Below are 12,782 nucleotides of genomic sequence, written 5' to 3' on the forward strand. Positions count from 1 at the left end.
TACAATGTGGGTGTGAAGTCTCCACCCAAGATACGTCTTGACGAACTCCTGGTCAAACGGGGTCTTGCGGAAACCCGACACCAGGCCCAGATCATGATCCGGATGGGCAAAGTGCTCACCCCCGATCGAAGGCTTGAAAAACCGGGACAGGCGGTTCCCGAAGACCTGGAGATTGTGATCGATTCGGGACCAAAATATGTGTCCCGCGGAGGATATAAGCTGGAGGGCGCCCTGCAGGATCTTCAACTCACGGTCACGGATTGGATTTGCATCGATGTCGGATCGTCCACGGGTGGATTTACCGACTGCCTTCTTCAAAAGGGTGCACAAAAAGTCTATGCAGTCGACGTGGGAAAGCATCTTCTCCATGAGCGTCTTCTTGCGGATCCGAGGGTCATTTCCGTTACGGTGAATGCGCGTCACCTTACTTCCGGTGACATTTCCGAGAAAGCAGACCTGATTACCATTGATGTGTCCTTTATCGGTATTGCCAAGCTGATACCCGCCCTCGCCCCCCTGATCCGTTCCGGCGGGTTGATCCTTTCCATGGTGAAACCGCAGTTTGAATGCGAACCCCGGCAGGCACCCAGGGGAGTGGTTCGGAACCCGGACCATATTCGACAGGCTGTGGATCGGGTTGCTCAGGCTTTTATCGAAGCCGGGTTTCACCGAAAGGGAGACACACCCTCCCGGGTCACCGGCCCGAAGGGAAATCGCGAACAGTTCCTCTTGATGCAATCAGGGCCCGGATAAGGTTCACAGCTGACCGTTCCCCCAGGGTGGACCATCGAATCCGCCGATCCTTCATTCGCAGCCGTTTCTGGATGGAATGCACACTGTATCCCTGGGAGGCCAGGCCACGCACCGTATCCCTGAGATCCAGAATATAGGTCAGACGTTCCCGCAAAAAATAGCTTCCATCCTCGATCGGACCGACATGGGCACAGTACAGCGTCCGAATTTCCAGATCGGAGACCCTGGCCAGACTTGCGATCATCCCGTCGATCTCTTCCGTTTGCCCCAGCCACATCAATTTGCGGGAAAGAAAGAGATCCCCGGCAAAAAGCCAGCGCTGATTGGGTTCATAGAAACAGACATGATCGGCACTGTGTCCCGGGGTCGGGAGTACGATAAAGTGGTGGTGAGGGGTTTCCACTACTTCGGGAAGAGCCTGAGCCTCCACCGGGGGCGTCTTCCCCCACATCCACTTTCTGTACCGGGCAGGGGAAGGGATTCCCTTTCGTAAGATGGGGAGAGCCTTTTCGTGAGCCATGGGGATAATCCCGCGGGACAGGGCCAGGGAGGCGTTTCCGGCATGATCTTCGTGGCTATGGGTGATCAGGACCCTCTTTGCCGGATTCTCGGTTAGAAAGTCCCTGAAGGTTCTGTGATGGCAGGATGGCCCGCAGTCGATAAGAGTTTCATCGACACTGAAGAATCCTGTCACACCGAATCGACTTCTGCAGGGAACATAGGTGACCGGATCCGCTTCGTACATTACCGCCATGCAAGCTTCCACTTGGACCGGACAATTCCCGCTTCCACACCCTGATCATAATGGTCTTTCAACCAGGAAACGGTTGCCGGATCAGAAGGATACCCGCTTCCCACCGATCCGAAGCGTTGGGCAAGCCTGGCGAGGACCCGGTCCCGGACGACCTTGGCGCAGATGGAGGCGGCAGCCACCGCAGGATCCCGATCTTCCGCTCCGTTATAGGCTTCCACCTCCACATCTCCACAGAACGCCTGCAGTTCCTGTCGATACCGGTTCAGTCCCGAGGAGGGAACCGGCGCATCCACGACGACCCTGACGGCCGGACTTAAGCGGATAAGGTGAATCACGTGGCGGGTGTACAGAGCATTCAGGTTCTCTCCGTCGATGGCCGGTGGAGACAGAAAGGTCCAGTGAATCGAAACCGCCCTGCGAAGAAGTTCGGGAAAGAGGGATTCCCTCTGACGCCCGGTCAGCCGTTTCGAATCCACAACCCCCAGGTCACGAAATTCTGACCTGGATTTGTTTGAGGTCGCATAACAGCAGGCTACGAGAGGCCCCATGACCGCACCCCGTCCGGCTTCATCAATGCCTGCAGAGATCTTGCCTGAATTCATCTCAGAAGATTATACTGAATTCATGGAAGGTCAGGGAAGCCTTTACGGTTCGAATGCACCTCCGCTCGCGGAACGGATGCGCCCTCAATCACTGAAAGAACTCCTGGGGATGGATGAAATGTGGAAACCGGGATCCATGCTGGACAGCGCCCTGAAGGCCCGATCTCTCCCATCCCTCGTCTTCTGGGGCCCTCCTGGAAGCGGGAAAACAACCCTTGCCCGGATCCTGTCGAAAGCTGTAGACCTTCCCTTTCTTGCCTTTTCCGCCGTCACATCAGGTGTAAAGGAAATCCGCTCGGCCATCGAAACAGCTCAACGAATGGGACAGATCGTACTCTTTGTGGATGAAATCCATCGATTCAATAAAAGCCAGCAGGACGCTTTCCTCCATGCGGTGGAAGAGGGACGGATCATACTGATGGGAGCCACAACGGAAAATCCGTCCTTCGAGCTCAACGCCGCCCTTCTTTCCCGGGTCCGTGTTCTTACTCTTTCCCCTCTGTCCCCGGACGAGATCCATACCCTTATACAGCGGGCCCTCTCCAGCCCCCACGGCCTGAACGGTTCCGTCACGATTGAACCCAGGGCAGCCGATGCCATTGCGGGGCTGTGTGCCGGTGATGCCCGGGTGGCCCTGAACCTCCTCGAAATGTGTGCACAGGTGACCTCATCGATCAGCGTCGAAACCGTGCAAACCGTTGCCCGGCAGCCCATCCCCCAGTACGACAAAGCAGGGGAAAGCCATTTCAACATGATCTCGGCCCTCCACAAGGCCGTACGGAACTCGGAGCCCCAGGCCTCTCTCTACTGGCTTGCGAGGATGCTCACCGCGGGGGAAGATCCCCTGTACATCGCAAGGCGCCTGATGCGGACCGCTGTGGAAGACGTCGGTCTTGCCGATCCGCACGCACTCCAGCTCGCCGTCGCGGTACAGCAGGCCGTCCACTTCATGGGGATGCCCGAGTGCTGCCTGGCTCTGGCCGAACTGGCGGTCTACCTGTCCATCGCACCAAAATCCAATGCGATCTATACGGCATATGGCAGGGCACGGCAGGCGGCGCTGGAAACTTCCGGAGAACCGGTTCCGCTTCACATTCGAAATGCTCCCACGGCTCTGATGAAGGAACTTCATTATGGGGAAGGCTATCGCTATGCCCATGATGAAGCTCTGGGGGTTACCTCCATGAACTGTATGCCCGACTCCTTATCCGAAGAAGTCTTTTACCGGCCGTCGCTCAAGGGGTTTGAGTCTGAAATTGCCAGGCTCATGGAAACAATTGAACGGAACCGGTCCCTTCTGGAAAAGGAGTAGGACCGGTCAGGGATGAGATTTCTCCGGCCCGGAAATCCGGTCCAGAACACGGGTCAGGAGTTTTCGAAAAACCGGGAGATCCGCAAGGCAAGAATCAAGGTCCTTATCAAGATCGGCCCGTTTTGTCTTCCCATTGACATAATCCAGCACCATCGAGGGCAATCCTGCGTCATAGGACATATTGAGGGGAACATAGGTTCCTTCACTCTTGCGGGCAAGGAGACAATAATAGGGAATTTTCTGGAAGCGGTCACAGGCATCAAATCTTTCGGTGCTCCCGGAGAGGATCGAGGATAGGATCACAGCTTCCAGCGCGAAGGGCGTCAGCTTCACCCCCGGACGAACCTGGCTCGCATATTCAAATCGCTCACTCTCGTAAAACGCAAAGAGAATGGACAGCTGTTCCAGGTTTTCCTTAAATCCGGGATCGGCTCCATACTTGTTGATCAGGGAGTCCTTTGTCGCCCGCGCCCTTTCAAAATCACCGGAACGAAGGCTGTAGACAATCACCATTTCTGTATAAGCATAGGCATCCGGATATTGATCATGAAAAGCTTCCGCTTTGGCGATCAGCTCCGGGAAATTGCACGAATCCCGAAGTTCCTTCAGCACCTGAACATGTTCGCTAAAAGAAGGATCCTCGGCATAGGCAGAGGATAGGATCATGAACATTGCAATCAAAACGGCTGCGACGAAACGGATCATGGGATGCCTCCTGTCTGAAACGGTAGGATACCACACCCCCCGGATTCCTTGACCTTACCTGAGGGTTGCGCCATACTACGTGCGTGAAAATCGCCATTGTGTGTCCCGAGCCCGCAGGGGAAGTCCTTTCGGGAATTGGCATTCGCATGACCTCCATGGCCAGGGCCCTGGCCCGGGACTTTTCCGTCAAGCTCCTGCTTCCCGCTGGCTCCTCTCCGGAATCTCTGGCTCTTTCCTGCGACGTGGAAATCTATGAGCGGGACAAAGTTGGAAGAGCTGTCGGTGACTGTCCCGTCGCGATTGTCCAGGGAGAGCCGGCCAATTTTCTCCTTTCCCAGAGACAGGATGTTCTGACCATCGTGGACCTCTATGACCCTTACACCATTGAGGCTCTGAACTACGGGGAGGAAGCCCACCAGTTTGCCCACGCATCTCTCCAGCTTCAACTTCTTCGGGGACATATCTTTCTCTGCGCTTCCGAGATCCAGAAACTCTTTTATGCAGGAGCTCTCTACCACGCGGGAAGGCTGACACCCGATCTTTACGCCCGAAGCCACCATCTTGAACCGATCATGATGGTCATTCCCTTCGGTGTGCCCGATACCGATCCTCCCGATCACGACGGGTGGCTCCGCCACCGCCTTTCCGTACCGGACCACGAACCCCTGGTGTTCTTTGGAGGCGTGTACGACTGGTACGACACGGACACCCTGCTGGCAGTCTGGCGAACCCTGGTCCGGGAAAAGAGGGCCCACCTGGTTATCTGCCGCCATCCCAGAGCCGACACGACACCCCAGATTCGATTTGAAACCTTTCTGGAAGGGGCGAAGGAAAGCGGCCTTCTCCATGACACAATTCATGTTGTGGACTGGATCCCCTATCACGATCGGGTGAGTGCCTACAGGGATTGCCACACGGCCCTTTCTTTTCACTTCCAGAGCTTTGAAACGACTCTTTCCTTCCGGACCCGGGTACTGGATTTCCTCTGGGCGGGACTTCCCGTTCTCACCTCACCCGGAGGGGGGCTTGAGCAGGTACTCTTCGACCTTCCGGGACTTCGAATCCTGAAGGAAAACACCGTTTCCGAGGGGGCGGAGGTTCTTGCAGAAATGATCTCCCGACCTATCGAAGACGCCGAAAGGAAGCGAATTTCCCTGGCCATTCGAAACCGGCTCAGCTGGGACCGTGTCCTGGCCCCCCTTTCGGATTATCTGAAATCACTGGAGAGATACCAGGGCGCCGAGCCCAGAAGCTGGTGGCAGAGGCTCTTTCCGTGACATCCCCCCTGGTCTCGGTGATCGTCGTCACGCTGAACGGCCGTCACCACCTGGAACATCTTTTCCCCTCCCTGAAAGAACAAACGCTTCCCGCGGATCAGTTTGAGATCATCCTGGTCGATAATGGTTCCGGGGACGACACCATCCGATGGACCGCCCGCCACTATCCCGATGTCCGAATTCTTGATCTGAAAACCAACACAGGTTTTGCGCGGGCCAACAACGAAGGTGCAAAGGCGGCGCGCGGGTCCTATATTGCCCTCATCAACAATGATACACGGGTCGAACCCAACTGGCTCCAGGCCCACCTGGACACCCTGGAGCGGAAGGATTTTCCGGCCGGATGTTCCAGCGGACGTCTGTTGAACTGGGCGGGGGATCGCGTCGACTTTATTCGAGGGATCCTGACCTTTGACGGCCATGCCTTTCAGCTTCACCAGGGATCTCGATCCGGCACGCTGGAGGAAGAAACTCAATCTTCCGAACTGCCCTTTCCCTGCGGCGGAAACATGATGATCCGGAGAAATGTGTTCCTGGAAAACGGCGGATTTGACGAGAATTTCTTTGCCTACCTCGAAGATGTCGATTTCGGATGGCGGTTCAGCCTTGCCGGCGGGACCATTCTCTACCAGCCCGGAGCCCTGGCCTACCACAGGGGTTCGGCGACCGGTCTGGAACTCGGGATGTTCAAACGTGCCTTCCTCTTCGAGCGGAACGCGTACATGGTTGCCGTGAAGAACATGGAGGAGTCGATCCTGCAGGCTCTCCATCCGGCCATCCTCACCGCATTCATGCACCGGATGGACCGGGTCCTGACTCAGGTTCCCACGGTCCATCGGGATCTCATGGTCGACCCCTATGCCCGAAACGTGAAACCTGCGGGAACCCTCCGCATTCGATCGGACCATGCCCGAAACCATCTCCGGGCCTATCACTGGATTATGGCCAACCTCCGGAAGATTCACGACGCACGTGTCGAAGTTCAGTCCCGGCGAACCATCAGCGATCACACTTACCTGGAAAAATTTCCCCTTCACCTCGTTCCGACCTATCCCGGGGATGACTTGCTCTTTTCCAGCCCCTTCTTCAACGCCCTTCTCCCTTCCAGGCCCGTTCTTGTCCGCAGGTCCCTTTCCCGGATCCTCGCTCTGTGACCCTCTCCCTCTCCATTGTCATTCCCACCTACAACCGCCTGGACGCACTGAAAAAGGTCCTGGAATCCCTCAGGACACAGTCCCTGGCCCACGATCGCTTTGAAGTCATCCTAGTGGACGACGGGTCCACGGATGGAACCGGGGACTGGATCACCCGGGCGGACTTTCCCTTCGCCTTCACCTATCGCAAGCAGGCCAACGCCGGTCCGGCCAGGGCCCGGAATGTCGGCATCCACCTGGCCGGGGCGCCCCGGATTGCCTTCTTTGGCGACGATACAACCCTGGAGCGGGACTGTCTGTCTATTCACGCGGGAGAATTCGAACCGGTTGAAGGCCTCGCCGTCCTGGGCTTCACCGACTGGCCCCGGGATATGAACGTAACTCCCTTCATGGATTACATCAATCGGTTCGGCCTGCAGTTCGGATACGACATCATTCCTGACCCAGAAAACGTACCCTTTAATTTCTTTTACACCTCCAACGTATCCCTCCCGTCTCAACCGATCCGGAATGCGAACGGGTTTGATGAATCCTTCCCCTTCGCCGCCTGGGAAGACATCGAGTGCGCCTACCGGATGATGCAGTCAGGTCTGAAGATGGTCTATCGGCCGAAGGCCGTCTGCCGTCACCACCATCCCACCACGATGAAGTCCTTTACCGTCCGCCAGTATAAGAGCGGGATTGCCGCCGCCACGATGGCGGAGCGCCACCCGGAGCTTGCCGACTTCGTGGGACTGCCTCTTGCCCGGGTGACGGGGCAGAAACGTCCGGTCAGATTGCGGATCCAGGAGAGGATCTGCCGCCTCCTGGAGCGCCAGGGGTGGTTCCGACCCAACCGGTGGTACCGGGCGATCATGGAGAACCACTACCTCCGCGGCCTCTCCGCTGCATTGCAGTCGAGGGATGGGAAAGGATGACAAAAACTACATCCTGTTAATGACCGAATGGAAATAAGGGCCCTACTGTTTCCAAATCTCTACAGTTTATGATTTTACAATCTACAGCGGTTCGTGGTGTCCTTGTCTGTGGCGCAGGCTCCGGAGGAACCGTTCGATCCCGTCCCCATCCGTTCATCCTGACCGGAATCCACACCCCATGCACCCTCCGTACCTGCACCATCGGTCGCAACGATAATCCACCAGTAAAAACCCTTTCCGTCTGAAGAAGGATCCAGGGTGTTGTTCCAGGTGTAGGGCTGTGTGGTATCCAGACTGCAGACGCTTCCACTCAGTGAATACGTACCTCCCGGAATCGCGGGAAGCTGGGTGCCGCCTCCGTACAGGATTCCGTAGTCGGCCGTCCCGCCGCAGGAGGTATCCCAGGTCAGGGAAATCTGATTACCCTGGGGATCCAGCTTTGTGGCTTCCATTGGAATTCCGAAGGTCCCATCTGCAATGACGGCGGGACCTACCGATGGCTGGGAGACCGCACTCATGGGATCGGACCCCAGGTCAATTTCGTATCCGTCCGTGAATCCGTCACCATCGGAATCGGTATTGTTGGGATCCGTCCCCAGCTCGGCTTCCTCCGCATCCCCAAGGCCATCGCCATCAGAGTCCTGGTTGTTGGGATCACTGCCGTATAAAGCTTCGTCCGCATCGGAAAGACCATCCCCGTCAGAATCGGGTTCCCTCACATGGAAATTGACACGGTACGCGGATCCTGTTGTATCCCCTTCCCGCAATCGAACGTGCAAAGAATACCCACCCTCCGGCAGACTGACAACAACGGGTTCCTGGACCGTGACGTTTGTAAGCGGAGAGACGGAGAGATCCAGGGCTTCGTGGCTGGCTACGAGGTCACCCGCACCGTCATAGATTTCAAAAAGAACATCCATCTTGTGGACATCTTCATAGCCGTGGTACTGGAGGGTGAACTCGGCTCCAATTTGATCCCCGGGCAGAGGCTCCGCAGGAACCATTCCGATATCGAAGATACTGGTTGTCAGGAGCGGCATGTCAAAGCTGACGGAGTAGGTGATGGTATCCACGATCAAGGTTTCATCAGTTTCCCAGTCGTGGCGGGCACTGAGAAATAACAGCTTTTTCTGATACCCATCTGATACCCAGGTAAATAAATTCTGCTCGTCAGGGAAAAGACCACTTGAAGTGCACACATCTGTGTATGTCGGTACCAATACTGGATCAAAAATGTCATCAGGATCGCTTACCAATTCTAAATCCCCACAAGGAAGATTGAGTATCTGACCGGGTTCATAGGTAACTGTCGAAGAATGTACAGTAAAATTTGTCGTTCCTTCAGGTAAAACAACATTGTCTACCTCAAAATAAGGAACGACCGGTTCACCGATTTCATTATATTCATCTTTCATGTCTGCGTATGTTAGATGCGAATAGGTGTCTATTGTTTCTACGGTTAGATCTGGCAGATCAACTGTAATTTCCTCCAAACCATTTTGTCTGGTAGGTGTAAGTTTGACATCGTTCTCCATTGCAGAATTCAGCAGGAAATTTCTTGGTTTCGAAGACGATGTTCTGGCTTCAATTTCCTGTCTGGAGGGCGAGCCCAATGGTGACCCTGGCAATAGCCACGGTAACCCATAATAATTTGCAATGTGATAGACGTACTGGTCCACTCCGCTCCAATTGAGTCGCGTGGTTCGAAAATTTTGCTTTGCAATTAAAAAGGCCTGTGCCATTGGCTTGTTAAGTTTATTTGTGTATATCTCTTTCAAAAGGAAATCTAAGATTATTTCAGAAGAGGATAGTATTCCTGGTTGCAACAAACAACTAAGATTGTCTCTACTTGTTTTTACATGACAAGATATCCCCTTAGAATAATGAGTGTTTGCAATAACTGCCGCTGCCTTTTGTTCCTCTATTGCAGCAGCAAGAAGACCATCGCTAGTGGGTACCCCCCCATTGCATCCTCCAAAAACGAAAAGAGCATCTCTTGGGAGACTCATCGGTGTAGAACTTCCATATCTATAAATTTGATTTGCTCGTAAATCAACTCTTACCTGGTTTTCCTCTATACCATCATTACCTTCTGTACTTATGACAAATTCTTCTGTACCACCACTCTTATCGACACGCCAGCCTGCAACGGATGGGTCAGAATGCATACCGACAATTATTCCTCCGAGAGAGCTTGATCCATTTTCAAACGCAGAAGCTCCGTCCTCTTCATTCCAATCCTGATCTGTTGTACAAATGGTTTGCCCTCCATTGCCATCATAATAAATATCGTACCCGAGATCTCTTATTCTATTAAAATCACCATATTGTTGACCATCTGTTTGCAAAGCAATGAGTGAATCCCGGACAGGTCCACTCTTTACCTGCAATAGATCTTTAGCGTTATTTAATTTCCAGAAAAGTAATCGCCCTACAACAAGGTACTCTGTGGAATTCCATGAATAGGGTGAATCTGTTGGAAAATATCCTTGTTCATAGATAGATATCAACCAACTATCTGATACATTTGGGGGCAGACTATACACAGTTGGATATCGCCACATAGGGATGATCTCATCTCCACCTATGATGGCAGCATAACTTTGTAATGGGGTGAATCCCCCATGGCTGGCGAGCGAATAGATTTCTGTGAATATTTTTGTACATATCACATCTGCTTCATCTATGGTTGATGTATCATGGTTCCACAGGATCGTTGAATGGTCTTCTCTATCCACGTATAGGATCAATGCACCATCTTCAATTGCCCTTCGTTGTACTGTATTGAGAAATGTCAAAACGTTTCGTTCAAAGGGATTCATTCCATAGTTAAGAAAAAGGAGAGAGCGGTTCGTCACGAACATTTTGTCAAGGCCATCCCGAATCCAAATTTTTCCAATTGGATCAAATTGATTTTCGGTGTGGATCGGCGACCCCAGCTGATTCTCGATTCTAACCGTGAATTTCACAAGGCCTGATGAATTATCCGCTGTTGTGTAACGGAAGCGATAAAGATGCTCGTACCCTTTCCAAATAGTGGCCGGCGTATCCACGGTCACCGTACCAGTCGGTAAATCCGGGGTATAGGGAACCCCCGGTCCATCGACATCTGTTGGTGCATCGAACGCTGTCGCACCCGCTGCGGTTGCATTAAATCTACGCACCTCCACAACGCTTCCAATTGCAGATGGTGTCAGACACTCCACGATGATCTTGAAGTTCTCCAGATCCACGACTCCTGTATTTCTCACTCTAACCTTGACGTCCACCGTGTCCCCGTTTGGCGCTTTGTATGCATGGATCTTCTCGCCTTTGAAGTTATACCCGATGGGCTGGGCATCATCCACCCAGACAGTTACCTGGGCTTCCGGAGGCACAACTTCAATGGTACGGGTAGAGGACTGTGCTGCAGGTACACCACTTGCGGTTTTGATCAGAACACTGGCTGCATGAATGCCGGGGGTGTAATAGATGACGCTCTGCTGGTCGTAACGATTCGAACTTCCAACGGCCGCGTCCGGTGTTCCACCAGGAAAAGACCATTCAAAGGTAAGGGGATAGTCCCCGTCGGAGTGCACACCTACGGCGACGAACCGTATGCTCTCTCCTGCCCCGACCTTAATTTGAGAGGGGAAGGGATAAATAATCCCTCCAGCAGGAACGACCCCGCTCTGGTCAAATGTTGCGATGAGTGAATAATACGTCGACGTATAGTCTGCGGCGCCATGCCCGGCGATTTTGACAATCCATTCGCCATCGGATGCCCCGGTCACACTGATGGATTCTGTGACCCCGGCACCACCTGTGTTGGAGACCAGGTCCTCACCAAGAGGCCCGAGGATTCTGAGATCCAGATTGATCCCGGCTGGCGGTGTGACGGAGACACTAATGTCTCCGTTGCTGGTATTGGTGAAGCTATAGTGATCTATATCTCCCGGGGGAAATATGTTTGCATCTACAAGTGCCTGATCGGACACTAGGTCATGCAGGCGGTTGTTGACCGGGTCGTTATTGGGCTCGTATCGGTCACCCTCACCGTTGATGGGTCCGGAAAACTTGGAACCATCGGGATATGGGTAGTACACAGTGTGCGAACCCGCCACAACTTTGTACCGGTATTGATAGGTACCCTGGGAAATGAGGGTCTTGGCAAAGGTAAAGTTTGCACCCTGCGTTGTTGTGCCCGAAATGTACGACATGGGCCACGACGTTTCTTCCAACGTAACCGGGTTTGTGATCAGGAGAGTAACCGCCATCGGATCCCCGTCCCGGTCTATGGCTGAGATGTTCCAGCGGTACGAGGTCTGGTTCACATACCCGTAGGCCGGCAGGGGACCATTATCCGGAAAGAAAGCCGGGGGAGTATTTTGTGTTGGCGATGTAAGCCAGTTACGGTAGTAAACATTTACTCCAACAGGATCCCCGGCGGGGTTATCATTCATCAGTTCCACACCGCTGTCGCTGGGATCGTACGGTCCGCCGGGATCATTCCACCAGCAGTCCCTGGCATCAACGACACTTCCATTCACTCCATAGTTGGTATTATCCGCAATCGAACACGCCTTTACCCTGGAACCATTACCTAAATAAAGTCCGGTCTGGCAGTTGGAAATGGAGGAATCATAGATAAACGAATTCTGACCGCCATAGATACCGTAATTCGTTGCGGACGAATTGGAAATTGTGCTCCACAGACATTCCACACGGATATTTGGCGCCAGGACAGCAGCGTAGGAATATTCGGAAATATTGACATTCTTCAACTTGATTGTCCCTGATCCATTTGCAGTAATAGCACCATAATAGGAAGAGTAATAGCCACCATAACGGATGCTGCAATAATTAAGATCAATGTACACATGTTCACTTGTAGATGCGTTGCCGATGTATCTCCAATCTCCCCATGCAGGGGACGTAGTATCCCCGTCTCCGTTTGAATCCCCGCCCACTGTGTCGTCCGCAGCAGAGGTGATGTACACCGGTTGCGACTCTGTTCCGTTTACGATGAAGGATGCATCATCGGAAACGACAAAGGGATACAAATAGGGTGATCTGGCTTTCCATATCACCCCGGGCGCCAGGGTCAACGTGACACCGGTGCCAATTGTTAAATTCCCGTAGTACACCTCCTGGGCCGGCAGGGTCATGGATGCTGTGACCGTACCGTGCATCCGTATCCAGTTCAGGTAGTTCCCCGTCACACTATTCCCGGCGGGAGGAGACGTCCAGTTGTTAGAATTCAAGAAAATTGCATCGTAATCCGCAGATCCATTGTTTATGGCCTGGTTATTATTAAACGTGATATTGT

General features: G+C 53.5%; 10 protein-coding genes. 6 read left to right on the forward strand and 4 right to left on the reverse strand.

The genetic code is table 11. The features are described from left to right. Nucleotides 1-12 precede the first annotated feature (12 nt). The gene (locus PLD04_06710; protein ID HXK68019.1) at nt 13-753 is read left to right on the forward strand and encodes a TlyA family RNA methyltransferase; all 741 of its coding nucleotides are present in this window, start codon (nt 13-15) and stop codon (nt 751-753) included. On the opposite strand, the gene PLD04_06715 is transcribed toward PLD04_06710, so the two are convergent. Together PLD04_06715 and rnhB are read right to left on the reverse strand one after the other, a co-directional pair. Next, on the reverse strand, nt 695-1,507 hold the full coding sequence (locus tag PLD04_06715) for an MBL fold metallo-hydrolase (protein ID HXK68020.1): 813 nt from the start codon (nt 1,505-1,507) through the stop codon (nt 695-697). The two genes, PLD04_06710 and PLD04_06715, sit on opposite strands and share 59 nt — an antisense overlap. Beyond that, nucleotides 1,498-2,109, reverse strand: a complete 612-nt coding sequence (gene rnhB / locus PLD04_06720) for a ribonuclease HII (protein ID HXK68021.1) — start codon at nt 2,107-2,109, stop codon at nt 1,498-1,500. The genes PLD04_06715 and rnhB overlap by 10 nt, the downstream gene beginning before the upstream one ends. 22 nt (nt 2,110-2,131) lie before the next feature. On the opposite strand from rnhB, the gene PLD04_06725 reads away from it, so the two are divergent. Next, entirely contained in the window at nt 2,132-3,421 is a 1,290-nt protein-coding gene (locus PLD04_06725; GenBank protein ID HXK68022.1) for a replication-associated recombination protein A, read from the forward strand. Between the two features lie 6 nt (nt 3,422-3,427). On the opposite strand, the gene PLD04_06730 is transcribed toward PLD04_06725, so the two are convergent. Continuing rightward, nucleotides 3,428-4,126 (reverse strand): hypothetical protein, encoded by a 699-nt coding sequence (locus PLD04_06730; GenBank protein ID HXK68023.1) that lies wholly within the window; start codon nt 4,124-4,126, stop codon nt 3,428-3,430. Between the two features lie 83 nt (nt 4,127-4,209). Between PLD04_06730 and PLD04_06735 the strand changes: the two genes are divergently transcribed. From PLD04_06735 to PLD04_06745, 3 genes are read left to right on the forward strand one after another with little or no spacing between them, the layout of a single operon-like run. After that, on the forward strand, nt 4,210-5,403 hold the full coding sequence (locus PLD04_06735; GenBank protein ID HXK68024.1) for a hypothetical protein: 1,194 nt from the start codon (nt 4,210-4,212) through the stop codon (nt 5,401-5,403). Further along, complete coding sequence (locus tag PLD04_06740; protein HXK68025.1) at nt 5,400-6,557, forward strand: glycosyltransferase family 2 protein; 1,158 nt, start codon at nt 5,400-5,402, stop codon at nt 6,555-6,557. Before PLD04_06735 ends, PLD04_06740 begins: the two co-directional genes overlap by 4 nt. Further along, on the forward strand, nt 6,554-7,474 hold the full coding sequence (locus tag PLD04_06745; protein HXK68026.1) for a glycosyltransferase: 921 nt from the start codon (nt 6,554-6,556) through the stop codon (nt 7,472-7,474). Before PLD04_06740 ends, PLD04_06745 begins: the two co-directional genes overlap by 4 nt. Nucleotides 7,475-7,548: 74 nt before the next feature. On the opposite strand, the gene PLD04_06750 is transcribed toward PLD04_06745, so the two are convergent. Further along, nucleotides 7,549-11,451, reverse strand: a complete 3,903-nt coding sequence (locus tag PLD04_06750; protein ID HXK68027.1) for a hypothetical protein — start codon at nt 11,449-11,451, stop codon at nt 7,549-7,551. A 169-nt stretch (nt 11,452-11,620) separates the two neighbouring features. Between PLD04_06750 and PLD04_06755 the strand changes: the two genes are divergently transcribed. Then, the gene (locus tag PLD04_06755) at nt 11,621-11,797 is read left to right on the forward strand and encodes a hypothetical protein (protein ID HXK68028.1); all 177 of its coding nucleotides are present in this window, start codon (nt 11,621-11,623) and stop codon (nt 11,795-11,797) included. Nucleotides 11,798-12,782: the final 985 nt, after the last annotated feature.

The organism is Thermoanaerobaculia bacterium (assembly GCA_035593605.1).
Classification (GTDB): Bacteria; Acidobacteriota; Thermoanaerobaculia; order UBA2201; family DAOSWS01; genus DAOSWS01.

Coding starts and splice junctions, on each gene's coding strand:
- PLD04_06715 (HXK68020.1), bottom strand. CDS start 1,507: ATGGCGGTAATGTACGAAGCGGATCCGGTCACCTATGTTCCCTGCAGA.
- rnhB (HXK68021.1), bottom strand. CDS start 2,109: ATGAATTCAGGCAAGATCTCTGCAGGCATTGATGAAGCCGGACGGGGT.
- PLD04_06725 (HXK68022.1), top strand. CDS start 2,132: ATGGAAGGTCAGGGAAGCCTTTACGGTTCGAATGCACCTCCGCTCGCG.
- PLD04_06730 (HXK68023.1), bottom strand. CDS start 4,126: ATGATCCGTTTCGTCGCAGCCGTTTTGATTGCAATGTTCATGATCCTA.